At 74.9% G+C, this 17,356-nt stretch carries 14 protein-coding genes; 7 read left to right on the top strand and 7 right to left on the bottom strand.

The window, feature by feature from the left end:
- Window positions 1-75: 75 nt before the first annotated feature.
- Genes ACFWDO_RS10445 through ACFWDO_RS10455 form a run of 3 tightly spaced genes read left to right on the top strand, consistent with a single transcriptional unit; the run spans window position 76 to window position 4,393 of the window.
- A complete protein-coding gene (locus ACFWDO_RS10445; protein ID WP_380322556.1) occupies window positions 76-1,611 on the top strand; it encodes a xylan 1,4-beta-xylosidase in 1,536 nt (511 codons plus the stop codon).
- A complete protein-coding gene (locus ACFWDO_RS10450; RefSeq protein WP_380322559.1) occupies window positions 1,608-2,297 on the top strand; it encodes a glycosyltransferase in 690 nt (229 codons plus the stop codon). Before ACFWDO_RS10445 ends, ACFWDO_RS10450 begins: the two co-directional genes overlap by 4 nt.
- Window positions 2,298-2,326: 29 nt before the next feature.
- Window positions 2,327-4,393, top strand: a complete 2,067-nt coding sequence (locus tag ACFWDO_RS10455) for a beta-galactosidase (protein WP_380322562.1) — start codon at window positions 2,327-2,329, stop codon at window positions 4,391-4,393.
- A gap of 124 nt (window positions 4,394-4,517) precedes the next feature.
- On the opposite strand, the gene ACFWDO_RS10460 is transcribed toward ACFWDO_RS10455, so the two are convergent.
- The 3 genes from ACFWDO_RS10460 to ACFWDO_RS10470 are packed head-to-tail and all read right to left on the bottom strand — an operon-like array spanning window position 4,518 to window position 7,674.
- Entirely contained in the window at window positions 4,518-5,360 is an 843-nt protein-coding gene (locus ACFWDO_RS10460) for an ABC transporter permease (protein ID WP_380322565.1), read from the bottom strand.
- Window positions 5,357-6,310, bottom strand: a complete 954-nt coding sequence (locus tag ACFWDO_RS10465; RefSeq protein WP_380322568.1) for an ATP-binding cassette domain-containing protein — start codon at window positions 6,308-6,310, stop codon at window positions 5,357-5,359. The genes ACFWDO_RS10460 and ACFWDO_RS10465 overlap by 4 nt, the downstream gene beginning before the upstream one ends.
- Window positions 6,307-7,674, bottom strand: coding sequence for an FAD-binding oxidoreductase (locus ACFWDO_RS10470; protein ID WP_380322571.1), 1,368 nt, complete (start codon window positions 7,672-7,674; stop codon window positions 6,307-6,309). Before ACFWDO_RS10470 ends, ACFWDO_RS10465 begins: the two co-directional genes overlap by 4 nt.
- Window positions 7,675-7,887: 213 nt before the next feature.
- Between ACFWDO_RS10470 and ACFWDO_RS10475 the strand changes: the two genes are divergently transcribed.
- Together ACFWDO_RS10475 and ACFWDO_RS10480 are read left to right on the top strand one after the other, a co-directional pair.
- Window positions 7,888-8,712, top strand: coding sequence for a sensor histidine kinase (locus tag ACFWDO_RS10475; protein ID WP_380322574.1), 825 nt, complete (start codon window positions 7,888-7,890; stop codon window positions 8,710-8,712).
- Window positions 8,709-9,386, top strand: coding sequence for a response regulator (locus ACFWDO_RS10480; protein ID WP_380322577.1), 678 nt, complete (start codon window positions 8,709-8,711; stop codon window positions 9,384-9,386). Before ACFWDO_RS10475 ends, ACFWDO_RS10480 begins: the two co-directional genes overlap by 4 nt.
- Here the strand turns inward: ACFWDO_RS10480 and ACFWDO_RS10485 are convergent.
- Window positions 9,335-10,828 carry a serine hydrolase domain-containing protein gene (locus tag ACFWDO_RS10485; RefSeq protein WP_380322578.1) on the bottom strand — a complete coding sequence of 498 codons (1,494 nt, stop codon included), beginning with the start codon at window positions 10,826-10,828 and terminating at the stop codon, window positions 9,335-9,337. The two genes, ACFWDO_RS10480 and ACFWDO_RS10485, sit on opposite strands and share 52 nt — an antisense overlap.
- Before the next feature lie 82 nt (window positions 10,829-10,910).
- On the opposite strand from ACFWDO_RS10485, the gene ACFWDO_RS10490 reads away from it, so the two are divergent.
- Entirely contained in the window at window positions 10,911-11,876 is a 966-nt protein-coding gene (locus tag ACFWDO_RS10490; RefSeq protein ID WP_380322593.1) for a GlxA family transcriptional regulator, read from the top strand.
- A gap of 107 nt (window positions 11,877-11,983) precedes the next feature.
- Entirely contained in the window at window positions 11,984-12,982 is a 999-nt protein-coding gene (gene gap / locus ACFWDO_RS10495; protein WP_380322581.1) for a type I glyceraldehyde-3-phosphate dehydrogenase, read from the top strand.
- 49 nt (window positions 12,983-13,031) lie between these two features.
- Here the strand turns inward: gap and ACFWDO_RS10500 are convergent, their stop codons facing one another.
- The 3 genes from ACFWDO_RS10500 to ACFWDO_RS10510 all read right to left on the bottom strand — a co-directional run bounded on the left by ACFWDO_RS10500 (window position 13,032) and on the right by ACFWDO_RS10510 (window position 17,240).
- Window positions 13,032-13,784 carry a MerR family transcriptional regulator gene (locus tag ACFWDO_RS10500; protein ID WP_380322584.1) on the bottom strand — a complete coding sequence of 251 codons (753 nt, stop codon included), beginning with the start codon at window positions 13,782-13,784 and terminating at the stop codon, window positions 13,032-13,034.
- A gap of 94 nt (window positions 13,785-13,878) precedes the next feature.
- Window positions 13,879-16,038: an alpha-glucuronidase gene (locus tag ACFWDO_RS10505; protein ID WP_380322587.1), complete on the bottom strand. Its 2,160-nt coding sequence runs from the start codon at window positions 16,036-16,038 to the stop codon at window positions 13,879-13,881.
- 65 nt (window positions 16,039-16,103) lie between these two features.
- The gene (locus ACFWDO_RS10510) at window positions 16,104-17,240 is read right to left on the bottom strand and encodes a mannonate dehydratase (protein WP_380322590.1); all 1,137 of its coding nucleotides are present in this window, start codon (window positions 17,238-17,240) and stop codon (window positions 16,104-16,106) included.
- Between the last annotated feature and the right edge of the window lie 116 nt (window positions 17,241-17,356).

A 17,356-nucleotide genomic window follows, 5' to 3' on the forward strand; every position in this document is an offset into this window, starting at 1 on the left:
GGCGCCGCTCCCCGCCGTCCCGCCCCCCGTCCCGCCCCCGTCTCGGCACGCCAGACCGCCGGAGGAGCCGCACCCGTGACCACCGTCGTCGTCCCCACCGAAACCTCCGGCACGTTGTCGGACGCCTGGCGCCGCTGCGTCGGCACCGGACGGTTCAACCTCGCGCTGCGGCAGGACTACCAGGAGTCACTCGCCGTCGTGCAGCGCGAGATCGGCTTCCGTCACCTCCGGGGCCATGGCCTGCTGTCCGACGACGTCGGCATCCACCGCCCCTACGACGAGGCGGGCCACCGCGGCACCCGGTACTCCTTCACCTACGTCGACCAGGTCCTGGACTCGTGGCTGGCGCTGGGCATCCGGCCGTTCCTGGAGCTCGGGTTCATGCCGTCCGCGCTGGCGTCAGGGGACCAGACGGTCTTCTGGTGGCAGGGCAACGTCACCCCGCCGCGCGACCACGGCGAGTGGGCCGCCCTCGTGCAGGCCGTGGTGCGGCACGCGATCGACCGCTACGGCCTCGACGAGGTGCGGCAGTGGCCGATCGAGGTGTGGAACGAGCCGAACCTCGACATCTTCTGGGAGGGCGCGTCGCAGGAGGCGTACTTCCGGCTGTACGAGGTGACGGCACGCGCGGTCAAGGACGTCGACGCGTCGCTGCAGGTGGGCGGCCCGGCGATCTCGCCCGGGGCCGACGAGTGGTGGGAGCCGTTCGCGGAGCTCGTCGAGCGCCGCGACGTGCCCGTGGACTTCGTGTCCTTCCACGCGTACACGACGGGCCCGGCGCAGGCGGTGCCGTTCGGCACGTACCAGACGCTGCGGCACCCCCGGAACCTGCTGGACCAGTTCGCCGCCCCGGCCAAGCTGCTGGCCGGCACGCGGCTCGAGGGCCTGCCCGCCCATGTCACCGAGTTCAGCACCAGCTACCGCCCGGACAACCCCGTGCACGACACGGCGTACCAGGCGGCGTCGCTGGCGCCCGTGCTCGCCGAGGGCGGGGACCACGTCGACTCGTTCTCCTACTGGACGTTCTGCGACGTCTTCGAGGAGGTCGGCATCCCGACCTCCGTGTTCCACGGGGGCTTCGGGATGCTCGGCCACCGTCAGCTGCGCAAGCCCGTCTTCCACCTGTACGCGTTCATGGCGCGCATGGGCACGGACGTGCTGCACCGCGGCGAGGACCACCTCGTCACGCGCGACGCCGCGGGTCGCGTCACCGTGCTGGCCTGGCAGCCGGTCGGCGGGACGGACGACGCCGACGAGCCCGGCCGCCACGAGCTGCGCCTCAGCGTCCCGGTCGGCGACCCGGTCACGCGGCGCGCCTCCGTGCACCGGTCGCGCGTCAACGACGACGAGGGCAACGCGTTCAGCGCGTGGCGCCACCTCGGGCGGCCGTCGTCGCCCACGGCCCGGCAGCTGGACCTGCTGCACGAGACGTCCGTGCCGGGGCGCTCGGACACCTCGCTGGAGGTGCACGGCGGGCGGGTCGAGCTGGTGCTGCCGCTGGCCCGGCACGAGGTGACGCTCGTCGAGATCGACGCCGTGCGGGACGAGACGCCTGCGTGGCTCGACGACGCACGCATCGTCGGCCGCGCCGCCTCCCCGGTGGGGGCGTGATGGCCGCGGCGGGCAGGCAGGCGAGGGAGTTCGGCGACGGGATCCTCGCCCGGGTGACGGCGCGCGTCTACCGGTACGTCGTCGTCGGGGTGCTCACCACCCTCGGCAGCGTGCCCACGCTCCTGCTGCTCGCGCTCCTGGACCGTTCCACGGGAAACGCGCTGATCGTGCCGCTGTGCCTGGCGCCGACGATCCCGTTCTGGTCCGCCGCGCTCTTCGCCCTGCACGAGCAGGCGGGCGCGGACGAGCCCGCCCCGGCCCGCTCCTTCGCCCGCGGCCTGCGCCTGAGCTGGCTCGACGTCCTCCGGCTGTGGGTCCCCGCGCTGGCGGTGCTCGGCGTCGTCGCGACGTCGGTCGTGCACCGCGACGCGGCCGGGATCTCCGTCGCGTACGCCGTCGTGCTCGCCGTCCTCGGCGTCGCGATCCTGCTGTGGGCGCTGGAGGCGCTGCTGCTCACGTCCCTGTTCTCCTTCCGGGCGCGTGACGTGGCGCGCCTGTCCGCGTACTACCTGGGGCGCCGGCCGCTGGTGACCGTCGGCCTGCTCGCCCTGGTGGTGGTCGCGGCCGGCGTGGTGTGGCTGGCCGGCGAGACGGTGCTCGTCCTCGTCGCCGTCCCCTGGCTGGCGTTCGTGCTGCGCACCGGGGAGCCCGTGCTGGACGACGTCCGCGCCCGCTTCGTCGCCTGACCCTGCCCGTCGCCCTGGAGGACCGCGTCATGCCCGCCCACCTGCCCGCCGGACGCAAGATCCGCTACGGCGGCGACTACAACCCCGAGCAGTGGCCGCGGGAGGTGTGGGAGGCCGACTACGCCGCGTTCGACCTGGCGTCGATCGACACCGTGACGCTCAACGTCTTCTCGTGGGCGACGCTCCAGCCCGACGAGGACACCTACGACTTCGCGTTGCTCGACGAGGTCGTGAAGCGGGCGGTGGCGGGCGGGCGGGACGTCGTGCTCGCGACGTCCACCGGCGCGCTGCCGCCGTGGCTCGCGCACCGGCACCCCGAGGTGGAGCGCACGGACTTCCAGGGCCGGCGGCACGTCTACGGGCAGCGGCACAACGCCTGCCCGAGCTCGCCCGTGTACCGGCGCCTGTCCGCCGAGCTCGCGGGCCGGATCGCGGAGCGGTACGCCGGCACGCCCGGCCTCGTCGCGTGGCACGTGGGCAACGAGTACGGCGGGTTCGACGGCGGCTGCTGGTGCGACCTGTGCGCGGCCGGCTTCCGGGACTGGCTGCGCGCCCGCTACGGCACGCTGGAGCGGCTCAACGAGGCGTGGAACGCGACGTTCTGGTCGCACACGTTCAGCGACTGGGCGCAGGTCGTGCCGCCCAACATGCTCAGCGAGCACTGGCGCGGGCCGGACCACACGGCCTTCCAGGGCATCACGCTCGACTACCGGCGGTTCATGTCCGACGCGATGCTCGCGAACTTCCGCGACGAGAAGGCCCGGATCCGCGAGCACGACGCGACCACCCCGGTGACCACCAACTTCATGGGGATGTTCCGGCCGGTCGACTACCACCGCTGGGCCGCAGACCTGGACTTCGCGTCGTGGGACAACTACCCGCCCGGGCAGCGCGAGCACGCGCGCATGGCGCTGGCCCACGACGTCATGCGGGGCCTCAAGGACGGCGCACCGTTCTGGGTCATGGAGCAGACGCCCACCATCACCGCGTCGCGCGACGTCAACCCGGTCAAGCGGCCCGGCGTGCTGCGGCTGTGGTCGTGGCAGGCCGTGGCGCACGGCGCGGACGCGGTCCTGTACTTCCAGATGCGCCAGTCACGCGGCGCGTGCGAGAAGTACCACGGCGCCGTCCTCGACCACGCCGGCCGCACGGACACCCGCGCCTTCCGCGAGGTCGCCGCGCTGGGCGCCGAGCTCGACGCGCTGGGCGACGCCGTCCTCGGCGCCCGCACGCCCGCGCGCGTCGCGCTGCTCTTCGACTGGGACTCCTGGTGGGCTGCCGAGATGACGGACGGCTTCAACCGGCATGCCCGGTACGTCGACACGGTGCTGGCCTACTACCGCGCGCTGTGGCAGGCGGGCGCGCAGGTCGACGTCGTGCCGGTGACGGCGGGCCTGGAGCCGTACGACGTCGTGCTCGCGCCCATGCTGCACGTGCTCAAGGGTGACGTCGCGGCGCGGTTGGAGGGCGTCGTCGCGCGCGGCGGGTCGGTGCTCGCGTCGTACTGGTCGGGCCGTGCCGACGAGGACGCCAACGCGTTCCTCATGGACGCCCCCGGGCCGCTGGGCCCGCTGTTCGGCCTGCGCGTCGAGGAGACCGACTCCGCCGAGCCGGGCGTCAGCAACCCCGTGACCCTCAAGGACGGGACGGGCGACGACGCGGTCGCGGACGGCTCGCTCGTCTTCGAGGTCGTGGTGCCGCAGGGCGCGGAGGTGGTCGGCACCTACGGCGCGGAGTTCTACGCGGGCACGCCCGCGGTCACGCGGCACCGCCCGCACGGCGAGGACGGCGGCGAGGCCTGGTACGTCGCGACGGCGCTCGACGACGTCGGCGCCGCCTGGGTGGTGCGGCGCGTGCTCGACCGGCACGGGCTGGTGGGCCCGTACGCCCACGTCGACGACGTCGAGCTCGCCGTGCGCGCCGGCGCCGACGGCACCCGGACGGCGTTCGTCCTCAACCACGCCGCGGTCGCCGTCGACGTCGCCGCGCACGCCTCCGGGACGGACCTGCTCACCGGCCGCCGCGTCGAGGCGGGCGAGACCCTGCACCTGGCGCCGACCGACGTCGTCGTGCTCCGTGAGGACCCGCCGAGGTAGTTCCGAGCCGGCCGAGGTAGTGCGAAATCCCGCGAGGTAGTTCGAGAATCCGAACTACCTCGCGAAGATCCGAACTACCTCGCGGGATCTTGAACTACCTCGCGAGAAACGGGACTACCTCGCGTCAGACGACCCGGCGGTAGGCCACGACGGCGGCGGAGCCGAAGACGACGAGGAACGCGCCGCTCCACAGCAGGGTGGCGGTCACGGCCCCGGCGACGGGCCCGCCGAGCAGCAGGCCCTGGCTGGCCTCGATCGCGCGGCTCACGGGGTTGACCGCGGCCCACGACTGCAGCCAGCCGGGCATGGTCTCGACCGGCGCGGCCATGCCCGTGCCGAACACCAGCGGGAAGGGCAGTACGAACCCGATCGTCGAGACCATGATCTCGTTGCGCACCAGCACGGCGACGAGCACGGTGAGCCAGCTCAGCGAGAAGCCGAGCACGATCGCCAGGCCGCACGCCGCCAGCGCGGGCAGCAGCCCGGTCTCGACGCGGAAGCCGAGCACGTACCCCACCGCGAACAGCACCACGACCGCGACGAGGTAGCGGACGCCGTCGGCGAGGACGGAGCCGAGGAGCATCGCGGCGCGCGGCACGGGCATGCTGCGGAACCGGTCGAAGACCCCCTTCTTCATGTCCTGCACGATGCTCAGCCCGGTCGCGACCTGCCCCGTCAGCACGGTCGACAGCACGAGCACGCCCGGCAGCACGTACTGCAGGTAGGCGTGCGTGGACCCGGCGACCGCGCCCCCGAACAGGTACACGAACAGCACGAGGAAGAGCACGGGCATGAAGACGGCGTCCACGAGCTCGCCGGGGTTGCGCCGCGTCCGGGTGACGTGCCGGTGCGCCAGGGCGAGGCTGTGGCGGGCGAGCGGCCAGCGGCGGGGGCCCTCGTGGCGCCGGGTGCCGGGGGCCCGGGTGTCGAGGGCGGTCGCCGGGGCGACCGTCGTGGTGCCGGTCATGAGTCCTCCCTCGGGGTGGTACGTCGCCCGTCGGTCAGGGCGAAGAAGACCTCGTCGAGGCTGGGCAGCCGCAGCGCCACCTCGGTGACGGCGACGCCGGCGTCCTCGAGCCCGCGCACGACGGCGGCGAACGTGCGCTCGTCGTCCACGGACGTCGTGACGACGCCGCTGCGGGGTGGCGCTGCCGGGGCGCCGGTGGCGCGCGCGACGACGTCCGCCGCGGCCCCGACGAGGGCCGGGTCGCGGGGCCGCACGACGACCGTCTGCCCGCCGACCTGCTGCTTCAGGCCCGCGGGGGTGTCGTGCGCGACGACGCGGCCCTCGTCGATCACGGTGATCTCGTCGGCGAGCGCGTCGGCCTCCTCGAGGTACTGCGTGGTGAGCAGCACGGTGGTGCCGTCGTCGGCGAGCGACCGGATGGTCTGCCACAGCTCCTCGCGCCTGCCGGGGTCGAGGCCGGTGGTGGGCTCGTCGAGGAACAGGATGCTCGGGGAGCCCACGAGGCTCGCGGCCAGGTCGAGGCGGCGGCGCATCCCGCCGGAGTAGGTGGACGCGCGCCGGCCGCCGGCGTCGGCGAGGCCGAACCGGTCCAGCAGCCGCGCGGCGCGGGACCGGGCCTCGGCGGTGGGCAGGTCGAGCAGCCGGCCGAACAGGACGAGGTTCTCGGCGCCCGTGAGGTCCTCGTCCACGGTCGCGTACTGGCCGGTGAGCCCGATGCGGCGGCGCACGGCGACGGGGTCGCGGCCCACGTCGAGGCCGTCGACGACGGCGCGGCCGGCGTCCGCCCGGAGCAGGGTGGCGAGCACGCGGATGGCGGTGGTCTTCCCGGCGCCGTTGGGGCCCAGCACGCCGAGCACCGTGCCGCGCTCGGCGCGCAGGTCGACGCCGTCGAGCGCCGTCGTCGCGCCGAACGTCTTGACGAGGCCCTCGGCCTCGAACGCGGCGCTCACGACGACGCCTCCGCGGCGTGCGTGGGGGCCACATTGAGGTTGCGCGCGAACAGGTTGCCGGGGTCGTAGGCGCGCTTCACGGCCCGCAGCCGGGCGAGCGTGGCGGGCGGGTAGGCGGCGTGCAGGTCGGCCTCGGTGGCCGTGCCCTGGAAGTTCACGTAGGCGCCGGAGCCGTGGGCGGCGACGCCGCGCCACCCGGCGAGCGCCTCCTCGACGGCGGCGTCCGGGGCGTCCGCGGGCACCACGACCCCGCCCACCACGAGCGCCTCGGCGTCGCGGTGGGCGAACGCCGTCTCGTCGGGCAGCACCCGCGAGAACGCGCCGCCCAGGGCCCGCAGGCCCAGCACGGTGGGGTGCTCGCCCTCGAACGCGGCGACGACGGCGGCCACCGCTGCGTCGTCGAGCCGCGGCACCAGCGCGTTGCGCCCGACGAGGCGCGCGCCCGGCGGGTGGTGCCCGCCCTCGGCGAGGACGGCGGCGTACGGCACGGTCGCGACGTCGTCGGCCAGCAGGGCGCCCAGGTGGCGCAGCGGTTCGATCGACCGGTCGGCGGCCGCGGGGTCGTCGTGGGAGGCGCAGACCAGCGCCGTCACCGCGGCGGGGCGGCCGCCCATCGCGGGGGAGAGGACGAGCGTGCTGCTCAGCTCCTCGTCGGCGGCGCGCAGGACGTCGCGCCACCCGGCGACGAGCGCGGCCGGGTCGTCGGGCGCGAAGGTGAGCGACCCGAAGCGGACGTCACCCACGCGCGCCGCGACGAGGTCGACGCTGGTCACCACCCCGAAGTTGCCGCCCCCGCCGCGCAGTGCCCAGAAGAGCCCGGCGTGCCGGTCCGGGCCCACGACCAGCGCGCGCCCGTCGGCGAGGACGACCCGCGCGGCGACCACGGCGTCGACCGCCAGGCCGTGCCGGCGCACCATCCACCCGACGCCGCCGCCGAGCACGAGGCCGCCGACGCCGACGCCGGCCGTGTCGCCCGCGGTGACTCCGAGGCCGTGCGGGGCGAGCGCCGCGGCGACCTTCCCCCACGTGGCGCCGGTACCCACCCGCACGACGTGGCGCTGGGGGTCGACCACCTCGACGGCGTCCAGGTGGCGCAGGTCCACGACCAGGCCGCCGTCGTTGGTGGCGTGGCCGGTGAGGCCGTGCCCGCCCGAGCGGACGGACAGGACCAGCCCCTCGCGGGCGGCGTGGGCGACGGCGGCCGCGACCTCCGCCTCGTCGCGGGGCCGCGCCACCAGGGCGGGGGAGCCGGCGGCGAAGACGGTGCGCCGTGCGTCGTCGTACCCCTCGTCGCCGGGGGCGAGGACGTCGCCCAGCCCGGTCGCGACAGAGGCGGGGGTGCGGCGGGGTGCCTGGATGCTCATCGGTGCTCCTCGGGGTCGGTCGTGCGTCGTCGTGCGTCGATCCGTGGTCCCGATCCTTCGCGCCGGGGGCGCCCCGGCGCGTCCGCCCGGCGGTGACACCTGCGGCTACCGGGCAGGGCGGCGGGGCGGCGCCCGCGTACGACGGGGGGAGCAGGCGCGGACGCCTCCCGGCGCCGGATGCGGCCGCCGACACCGCGCACCTACGCTGCCCGGATGGGAACAGGACGGGCACGGGAGCGGATCCTCGCGGCGGGCTGGCTGGTCTCCCTCGGCGTCGCCGGGGTCGCGGTGCTCCAGTGGCGGGCGTACGTCCGCGAGGTCGAGCAGCGGGCCGAGGACGCCGAGCGCACGCGGGACGAGGTGGCCCGGCGGCGCGCCGTGGAGGAGCGGCTGCGCATCGCGCGCGAGCTGCACGACTCCCTGACCCACTCCATCTCCGTGATCAAGGTGCAGGCGGGCGTCGCCGCGCACCTGGCGCGCAAGCGGGGCGAGGAGCCGCCGCCCGCGCTGCTCGCGATCCAGGAGGCCAGCACCGACGCCGCGCGCGAGCTGCGCTCCACGCTCGACGTGCTGCGGCGCGACGGCGAGCCCAACGGGAACGGCCTCGACCGGCTGGAGGCCCTCGTCGAGCGGGCGGAGGGCGCGGGTGTGCCCACCACCGTGCGGGTGGTGGGCGACCGGCGCACCGTGCCGGCCGAGACCGACCAGGCCGCCTACCGGGTGGTGCAGGAGGCGCTCACCAACGTCGCCCGGCACGGCGGGCCCGCGGCGGCCGCGACCGTGCGCGTGACGTTCGCGGACCGGGAGCTCACGCTCCAGGTGGACGACGACGGCCGCGGCTCGCGGGGGGAGCCGGAGCCCGGGCACGGGCTGACCGGCATGCGCGAGCGCGTCGCCGCCCTCGGCGGCACCCTGCACGCCGGGCCGGGGGAGTCGGGCGGGTTCTCGGTGCGCGTCACCCTCCCGCTGCCCGCGCCGTCCGGCCCGCCCGCGGCGGCACCGGGGGCCGTGGCCGGCGAGCCGGCGGCCCGCGCGTGATCCGCGTCGGCCTCGTCGACGACCAGGCCCTCATCCGCTCCGGCATCCGGGCGCTGCTCGACGCGGAGGACGACGTCGAGGTGGTGGCCGAGGGCGCCGACGGGCGCGAGGGCGTGGCGCTGGCGCGCGAGCTGCGGCCCGACGTCGTGCTCATGGACGTGCAGATGCCCGGGCTCGACGGCATCGCCGCCACCCGCCAGATCGCCGCCGACGACGCGCTGGCCGGCGTGCACGTGGTGATGCTGACCAACTACGGCGTCGACGAGTACGTCTTCGAGGCGCTGCGGGCCGGGGCGTGCGGGTTCGTCGTGAAGGACACGGAGCCCGCCGACCTCCTCGAGGCCGTGCGCGCGGCGGTGCGGGGCGACGCGCTGCTGTCCCCGGCGATCACGCGCCGCCTGATCAGCGAGTTCGTCGCGCGCCCGCCGGACGCCGTCGGCGCCGACGGGCTCGGCCTCCTCACGCCGCGCGAGCGGGAGGTGGTGGCCCTCGTCGCCCACGGCCTGTCCAACGACGAGATCGCCGAGCGGATGGTGCTCAGCCCGCTGACGGCGAAGACGCACGTCAGCCGGGCCATGACCAAGCTGGGCGCGCGCGACCGCGCCCAGCTCGTCGTGTTCGCCTACGAGTCCGGGATCGTCTCCCCGCGCTCCCGCCCGGCCGACCCGACGTAGCCCGGCGTCAGGAGCGCGTCCCGCGCCACCGCGCCCGGGACGACGAGCGTCGACAGGGCGGGCCGCCACAGCGGCGTCGTCACCCACGCGAGGTCGAGGCGCTCGCCGTCCGGCCCGGTCGGCGCCTGGCCACGCGCCACCAGGCGGTGCGGGGACGTCGGGACGACGACGTCGATCTGCACGGTGCCGTCGGGGCGGGCGCCGTCCTCCCCCGCCCGCCCCCGCAGCGCGAGGACGAGCACGGGGTCGGCCACGGGGTCGTGCTCGGAGCCCGGCCGCGGGTCGCCCGGCCACGGCACGACGTGCGTGGTCCACTCCCGGTCGGTTACGTCCAGGACGTGCCCTCCGACGTCGACCCGCCACGTGCCGGGCCCGTCGCCGGGCAGGAGGGTCCACGGGACGGGGGCGATCCGGTCCGCCGGCGTGGGCTCCGGGTCGGGGTCGAGGCGGCCGGGCCACGTGTCGAGCTCCTCGAGGCGGTCGCGCAGCCAGGCCGCGGCGTCGTCGTCGGGTGCGAGCGGGCCGTCCTCCACCCCCTCGGCGAACCGCCAGAACGCCGCGAGCACGCGGTCCGTGGTGCGGGTGGAGCCGAGGTACCCGATCGCGAGGCCGAGCTCAGGTACCGCCAGGCCGAACTGCCCGTACGCGCCGTCGGCGCGGAAGCCGTGGCGGCTGCGCCACACCTGGTAGCCGTAGCCGCGCGCCCAGTCGTGGTCCGCGCCGGGCTCCTCCGCGTTGTCCGACCAGGGACGGGACATCTCCGCCAGCCAGGCCTCCGGGATCACCTGCACGCCGTCGTACCGGCCGCCGTCGGCCAGCGTCACCGCGAGCCGCGCGACGTCCTCGACCGTGACGTGCAGGCCCGAGAACCCCTGGTCGATGTCGAGCGTGCCGTCGCGGTGCCCCACCCACCAGGAGCCGCGGATACCGAGCGGGTCCAGCACGCGCGGGCGGAGGTAGTCGGTGAGGCGCTCGCCGGTGAGCGTCGTGACGATCGACGACAGCGTCATCGACGCCGGCGAGTTGTAGACGAAGTGGGTGCCGGGGGCGTGCTGGGGCGGGGTGCCGAGCAGCCGGGCGGAGTCGAACCCGATCTCCGCGACCTGCTCCGCCGTGTGCCCCGTGTTCATCGTGAGCAGGTGCCGCACGGTGATGCCGGAGTCCGTCGGCAGGCCGAGGAGCGACCCGGCCAGGTCGTCGGGGGACAGCGCGCCCTCGGCCACCAGGTGCCCCACCGCGATCGCCGTGAACGTCTTCGACACCGAGTAGACGAGCCCCGGCAGGTCGGCGCGGTAGGGCGCCCACGTGCCGCGGACCACCGGGACGCCGTGCCGGGTGATGACGAGGGCGTGCGGGTCCAGGCCCGGCACCTCCAGGTCGTCGAGCAGGGCGAGGACGGCGGCGGTCGGGATCCCCTGTCGTTCCGGGGTCGAGGGCGTCATACGGTTTCTCCTTCGAACGGTGGGCGCGGACGGGCGCGGCGCGCCGGCTCGAGGATCGCGCACCCGGTGGGCGCCGTCTAGCCTGCGTCTCGTGCCGGAACCGCGTCAGCGCCGCGTCGCCGTCCTCGTGCTCGAGGGCGCGAAGCCCCTGGACGTCGGCATCCCGTCGCAGGTGTTCACGACTCGCCCGAGCATGCCGTACGAGGTGCGCGTCTGTGCGGCGGTCCGCGGGCTGGTCGCCGGCGGGGACGGGCTCTCGTACCACCTGGAGCACGGCCTCGAGGCGCTGGCCTGGGCCGACACGGTGTTCCTGCCCGGCTACCGCTTCCCGGACCGCGACGACCCGCCGGCCGCGGTCGTCGACGCGCTCCTGGCCGCGCACGCCCGCGGCGCGCGGCTGGCCGCCATCTCGACCGGCGCCTTCGCGCTCGCCGCGACGGGTCTGCTCGACGGGCGACGGGCCACCACGCACTGGCACTACACGCGGGCGCTCGCGGCCAAGCACCCGCGGGTGCGCGTGGACGAGAACGTCCTGTTCGTCGACGAGGGCAGCGTCCTCACGTCGGCGGGCGCGGCGTCCGGCATCGACCTGTGCCTGCACATGCTGCGCGGCGACCTGGGCGTCGCGGCGTCGAACCACGCCGCCCGCCGCCTGGTCGCCGCCCCGTACCGGAGCGGCGGCCAGGCCCAGTACGTGCCGCGCAGCGTGCCCGAGCCCCTGGGGGAGCGGTTCGCGGCCACGCGCGAGTGGGCGCTGCACCGCCTGGGCGACGACCTGACGCTCGACGTCCTCGCCCGGCACGCCGCCGTCTCGCCGCGGACGTTCTCGCGCCGGTTCGTGGACGACACCGGGTACACGCCGATGGCCTGGGTGCTGCGGGCGCGCGTCGACCTGGCGCGGGAGCTGCTGGAACGCTCCGAGCGCAGCGTCGAGCAGATCGCCGCCGACGTCGGCCTCGGCACGGGCGCGAACCTGCGCGGCCACTTCCGGCGGATCCTCGGCACGACGCCCAGCGAGTACCGGCAGACCTTCGCCCGGGGGGAGTGACCCGGCGGTCGGGCTGGCGAGATCCTTGCGGACCGTGGCGTCCGCGCCGGTGTTCCGCCCTCGCTCGTGCGGCGAGCTTGGTGGCGACACGAGAGGAAGGGCGTCACATGACTCGCATCGCCATCAACGGGTTCGGTCGGATCGGTCGCAACGTGCTGCGCGCGCTGCTGGAGCGCGGCAGCGACCTGGAGGTCGTCGCCGTCAACGACCTCACCGAGCCGGCCGCGCTCGCGCGGCTGCTCGCCTTCGACAGCACGGCCGGGCGCCTGGGTCGCCCGGTCACGGCCGAGGGCGACGCCCTCGTGGTCGACGGCCGCCGGATCGCCGTGCTCGCCGAGCGCGACCCGTCCGACCTGCCCTGGAAGGAGCTCGGCGTCGACGTCGTGCTGGAGTCGACCGGCCGGTTCACGGCCGCCGACGCCGCCCGCGGCCACCTCGACGCCGGGGCGCGCAAGGTGCTGGTGAGCGCGCCGTCCGCCGGCGCGGACGTCACGCTCGCCCCCGGCGTCAACACCGACGCCTACGACCCGGCCGCGCACACGATCGTCTCCAACGCGTCGTGCACCACCAACGCGCTCGCGCCGCTCGCGTCCGTGCTCGACGACCTCGCCGGGATCGAGCACGGGTTCATGACCACCGTGCACGCCTACACCCAGGAGCAGAACCTCCAGGACGCCCCGCACCGCGACGCCCGGCGCGCCCGCGCGGCGGCCGTGAACATCGTGCCCACCACGACCGGCGCCGCGAAGGCGATCGGGCTGGTGCTGCCGCGCCTGGCCGGGAAGCTCTCGGGCGACTCGATCCGCGTGCCCGTGCCGGTGGGCTCGATCGTCGAGCTCAACGCCACCGTCGCCCGCGACGTCTCGCGGGACGACGTGCTGGCCGCCTACCGTGCGGCCGCCGCCGGCCCGCTGTCCGGGGTGCTCGAGTACTCCGAGGACCCGCTCGTGTCCTCGGACATCGTCGGGAACCCGGCGTCGTCGATCTTCGACTCCCTGCTGACCCGGGTGGACGGGCGGCACGTCAAGGTCGTGGCCTGGTACGACAACGAGGGCGGCTTCTCCCACCGCGTGGTCGACACCCTGGAGCTGCTCGCCGCGGGCTGATCACCCCGGCGCCGCGGGGAGCCGGACGGGCTCCCCGCGGCGGTGCGGCCTACGCGCGGGCGCGGAACTCCTCCGCCGCGTGCAGCAGGTAGTAGGCCAGGCCGGTCTGCTGCTGCTCCAGCATCCCGCGGTGGAAGTCGTCGGCGACGAAGAACCTCGCCTGGCCGGCGAACGCCTCCGCGTCCGTCGGGTGCACGGCGTCGAGGGCCGTCAGATGCCGGCGGATCTCCGCGGCGACGGAATCGTCGTCGGCCCGGAGGCCGGCGCGCAGCGCGTCGGCCATGAACGTCATGAACGCGGTCGCCTCGGCGGCCGCGGCGTTCATCCGGTCGGGGTCGACGTCGGACGCGTCGAGCTCGACGTCGTAGGTGTCACGCAGGTGCGCGTTCTGCTCCTCCAGCGCCTCCTGCCACCCGGCGCGGTCGAGCCCGGTGAACATGTCGTCGGTGGGCATGGGGTCTCCCTGTGTCTCGTGTGCGATGGCCTGCTCGAGCGTCGCCAGCACCTGGGCGAGCCGCGCCCCGCGCGCGCGGAGCATGGCCCGCTGGTCCCGCAGGCACTCGAGCCGGGACGTGCGACCCGACAGGGCCTCCGCGATCGAGCCCAGCGGCACGTCGAGCTCCCGGAAGAACAGGATCTGCTGCAGGCGCGCCAGGTCGCCCTCGGAGTACGTCCGGTAGTCGTTCTGCGGGTCCCGGGCGGGCACGAGCAGGCCGATCCGGTCGTAGTGGTAGAGCGTCTTGAGCGTGGTGCCCGACAGCCGGGCCACCTCGGTGATCGTGAAGGACGTCGTGGGTCTCACCTCCTGCGCCACACCCTCGACCCTCCCCCGAGGGGAGGGTCAAGCGCACGTCCGCACGACACGTCCGCACGACACGTCCGTACGGTGCGGCCGCTCAGAAGATCGTGCGGCCGTGGGCGTCGGGGATCCCGGACTTGCGGAAGAAGTACGTGTTGATCTGGTCGCGCCACTCGGTGGCCGACCGGAGCTGCTCGGCGAGGCGCTCGCGGACTCGGGCGTCGACGTCGGCCGGGACGGCGCCGGGCGCGACGTCGGCCAGCGACTCCCACGCGGCGATCGTCTCGCGCACGCGCTCCACGCCCGCGAAGTGGGTGTCGTAGATGTGCTGGATCACGGTGGTGCCGCTGTGCAGCACGTGCTCGTAAGGCACGTGGTGGAAGAACAGCAGCAGCTCGTCGGGGCAGGTCGCGAGGTCCTCGTAGACGTCGCGCCACGGCGCCGGGTACTGGCCGGTGAACCCGGTGCCCGTCGCGCGGGTGCGGTCCACGCCCACGCCGTCGCGGTCGGCGAAGTGGTAGGTGCCCCACTTCGAGTACTCGTAGCCGTCCACGTCCGGGCCGTAGTGCGCGCGCAGCGGGCTGACCATGAAGCCGACGCCGAGCGGCGCGGTGTACGACTCGTAGGTGCGCCACGAGTCGTCCATGACGGCGTGCAGGATGGCGCGCACCTGCGGGTCGACGGCGCCGTCGGGGCCGGCGAACGTCAGGGAGATCCATTCGTCGAGGATCGCCATCGGGTCGAGGGTGGGGTCCCAGGTGAGCCGGCCGTAGGCGTAGAGGTTCGCCTGGGCGGCCGGGTGGCCCGTCCAGAACCGGTCGTCGCCGACGTTCGAGACGGCGGCGATCCCGCCCCCGCCCGCGGCCGCGACGGCGGGGGAGGCGTCCGGGCCTCGGCCGGCGACGACGTCGGCGACGGTCGCGCCGTCGTCGCCCTCGCCGTCTCCCCAGGGCCGGAAGCCGAGGTTCTCCCGCCACCAGGGCGCGAGGTAGCACACGTGCTGCTGCTGGCCGGTGTACTCCTGCGTCACCTGCAGCTCGAGCGCGAGGCGCGTGCGCGGCATCGCGGCGAGCACGGGGGAGACGGCCTCGCGGGTCTGGAAGTCGAGCGGGCCGTGCTTGACCTGCACGACGACGTTCTCGGCGAACCGGTCGTCGAGCGGGGCGAAGTGGTCGTACGCCGCGCGGGCGCGGTCGGTGGAGCGGTCGCGCCAGTCCTGCGTGTGGTCGTAGACGAACGCCCGCCAGTGCACGACGCCGCCGTGCGGGGCGACCGCCTCGGCCAGCGCGTTCGCGCCGTCCGCGTGGTCGCGCCCGTACGCGAACGGGCCGGGCTGGCCCTCGGAGTCGGCCTTGACGACGAACCCGCCGAAGTCGGGGATGGTCGCCCAGACCCGGTCGGCGGCGGCGCGCCACCAGGCGCGGACGTCGTCGTCGAGCGGGTCGGACGTCGGAAGCCCGCCGAGCGTCATCGGCGCGGCGAAGCTCACCGCGAGGTGGGTGCGCACGCCGTACGGCCGTAGCGCGGCGGCGATGCGGGCCACCTCGGGCAGGTCGTCGGTGAGCAGCCGCGCCTCGCGGGCGTGCACGTTGACGTTGTTGATGCAGACCCGGTCGATCCCGGTCGCGGCGAGCAGCCGCGCGTAGGCGGTGACGCGGGACAGGTCCTCCCGTACGTGGCCGTCGGCGTAGAAGATCGACCCGCCGGAGTACCCGCGCTCGACCTGCCCCATGACCGGGTGCACGTCCACGTTGTCCCAGTGGTCCAGCACGCGGAGCGCGAACGCAGGCGCGTGCCGCTCGTCGGCGTGGGGCCCCGCGAACGCCGCCTCGCCGAGCCGCACGACGTGGAACCACCCGTGCAGCAGCGCCGCCGGCGTGGGCGCGGTGACAGTGACCCGGCCGCCGTCGCGCACGAACCGGAACCCGACCCCCGAGCTGTCAGGGCCAGGAGCATGCATACCTGCTCGTGGCCCTGACACGTCGGGGGAGAGGGTGAGGAGGAGGTCGGGGGAGCTGTCGGCGTCGACGACGGCGCCGCCGTGCGTCGTCGTCGCGCCCTCGAGCTCCGCGCGCAGCGTGCCCGCCACCCCCGGCGAGCTGTCAGGGCCACGTGCGTGAATACGTGCTCCTGGTCCTGACAGGTCGGGGAGGCGGAGCGCGAGCCGGCGGCGGCCGACGGCGGCCAGCGCGCCGTCGGGCAGCCAGGCCGGGTGCGGCCCGACGACGGACGGGTCGACAACGTTTTCGAAACTCACCGTCGGTCTCCTCGGTGCGGTGCTGGGCGGGGCTGTGGCGGGCAGGAGGTGCGGGCCGCGCGGGCTCAGGCGCCGGCGTCGGGCGCGGTGTAGCGGAATGCGTCCCACGCACCGAGCAGGTACTGGACGCCCAGCGCGCGGTCGTACAGGCCGTAGCCGGGGCGCGGCTTGTTCGTGGTGTTCTCGTCCCACAGGTGGCGGCCGTGGTCGGGCCGCACGTACCCCTCGTACCCGGCCTCGGCGTAGGCCTTCATGATGCCCGTCGTGTCGACGTCACCCTCGCACGCCCGGTGGCCCACCTCGGTGAAGTCGCCGTTCGGGAAGTGCTTGATGTTGCGCACGTGGGTGAAGTGGATGCGGCCGGAGAAGCGGCGCACCGTGGCCGCGGCCAGCGGGGCCTGCGCGGGGTTCGCGGAGAAGCTGCCGAGGCAGAGCGTGAGGCCGTGGTGGGGGCTCGGGTGCAGGTCCAGCACGCGCTGCAGGTCGTCGGGCGTCGAGACGACGCGCGGCCAGCCGAAGACGTCGAACGGCGGGTCGTCCGGGTGCACGCCGAGCTTGATCCCGGCCTCCTCGGCGGCGGGGACCACCGCGTCCAGGAAGTAGCGGTAGTTCGCGTACATGTCCTCGTGCGTCACGCCCTCGTACGCGGCGTTGAGCTCGGTGAAGCCCGCGAGCCGCTCGGGCTCCCAGCCGGGCAGCGTGAGGCCGTGCGACCCGGCCTCCATGTCGGCGATGAGGCCCTCGGGCGTCATCTCGTCCACGACCGCCCGCTCGAAGAACAGGGCCGTGGAGCCGTCGGGCAGCGGGTGCCACAGGTCCGTGCGCAGCCAGTCGAAGACGGGCATGAAGTTGTAGCAGACCACCTTCACGCCGGCCTTCCCGAGCCGCCGGAGGGTGGTCACGTAGTTCTCGATCGCCTCGTCGCGGCTCAGCCCGAGGACGGTGCGGCCCAGCTTGATCGACTCGTGCACGTTGACCGACTCCACGACGTCGGCGTCGAGCGTCCGCGTCACGCCGCGGGCGCGCGCCTCGGCGGAGAGCCCGGTGATGCGCGCGACCTCCGCGTCGATCTCCTCCTGCTCCCACACCTCGCCGGCCTGCTTGTGGTGCAGGCTCCACACCACCGTCTCCACGCCCGGGATCTGCCGGACGTGGTCCAGCGTGACCGTGTCGTTGCCCTCGCCGTACCAGCGGAAACCCATCTTCACTGCGTGACTCCCGGTGCTCGTCGTGCGTCGTTCTGCCCGGTCCGTGCTGTGGGGGCGCGGGTTTGGGTTTTAAACCCAACGGGTGAGGCACACCAAACCCCCCCACACCC

The sequence above is a fragment of the Isoptericola sp. NPDC060185 genome, from assembly GCF_042728595.1.
Lineage (GTDB): Bacteria > Actinomycetota > Actinomycetes > Actinomycetales > Cellulomonadaceae > Isoptericola.

What these genes read in the sequence shown, in the direction of transcription:
- ACFWDO_RS10455 (WP_380322562.1), top strand. Translation starts at nt 2,327, where the DNA reads ATGCCCGCCCACCTGCCCGCCGGACGCAAGATCCGCTACGGCGGCGAC.
- ACFWDO_RS10460 (WP_380322565.1), bottom strand. Translation starts at nt 5,360, where the DNA reads ATGACCGGCACCACGACGGTCGCCCCGGCGACCGCCCTCGACACCCGG.
- ACFWDO_RS10470 (WP_380322571.1), bottom strand. Translation starts at nt 7,674, where the DNA reads ATGAGCATCCAGGCACCCCGCCGCACCCCCGCCTCTGTCGCGACCGGG.
- ACFWDO_RS10475 (WP_380322574.1), top strand. Translation starts at nt 7,888, where the DNA reads ATGGGAACAGGACGGGCACGGGAGCGGATCCTCGCGGCGGGCTGGCTG.
- ACFWDO_RS10485 (WP_380322578.1), bottom strand. Translation starts at nt 10,828, where the DNA reads ATGACGCCCTCGACCCCGGAACGACAGGGGATCCCGACCGCCGCCGTC.
- gap (WP_380322581.1), top strand. Translation starts at nt 11,984, where the DNA reads ATGACTCGCATCGCCATCAACGGGTTCGGTCGGATCGGTCGCAACGTG.
- ACFWDO_RS10510 (WP_380322590.1), bottom strand. Translation starts at nt 17,240, where the DNA reads ATGGGTTTCCGCTGGTACGGCGAGGGCAACGACACGGTCACGCTGGAC.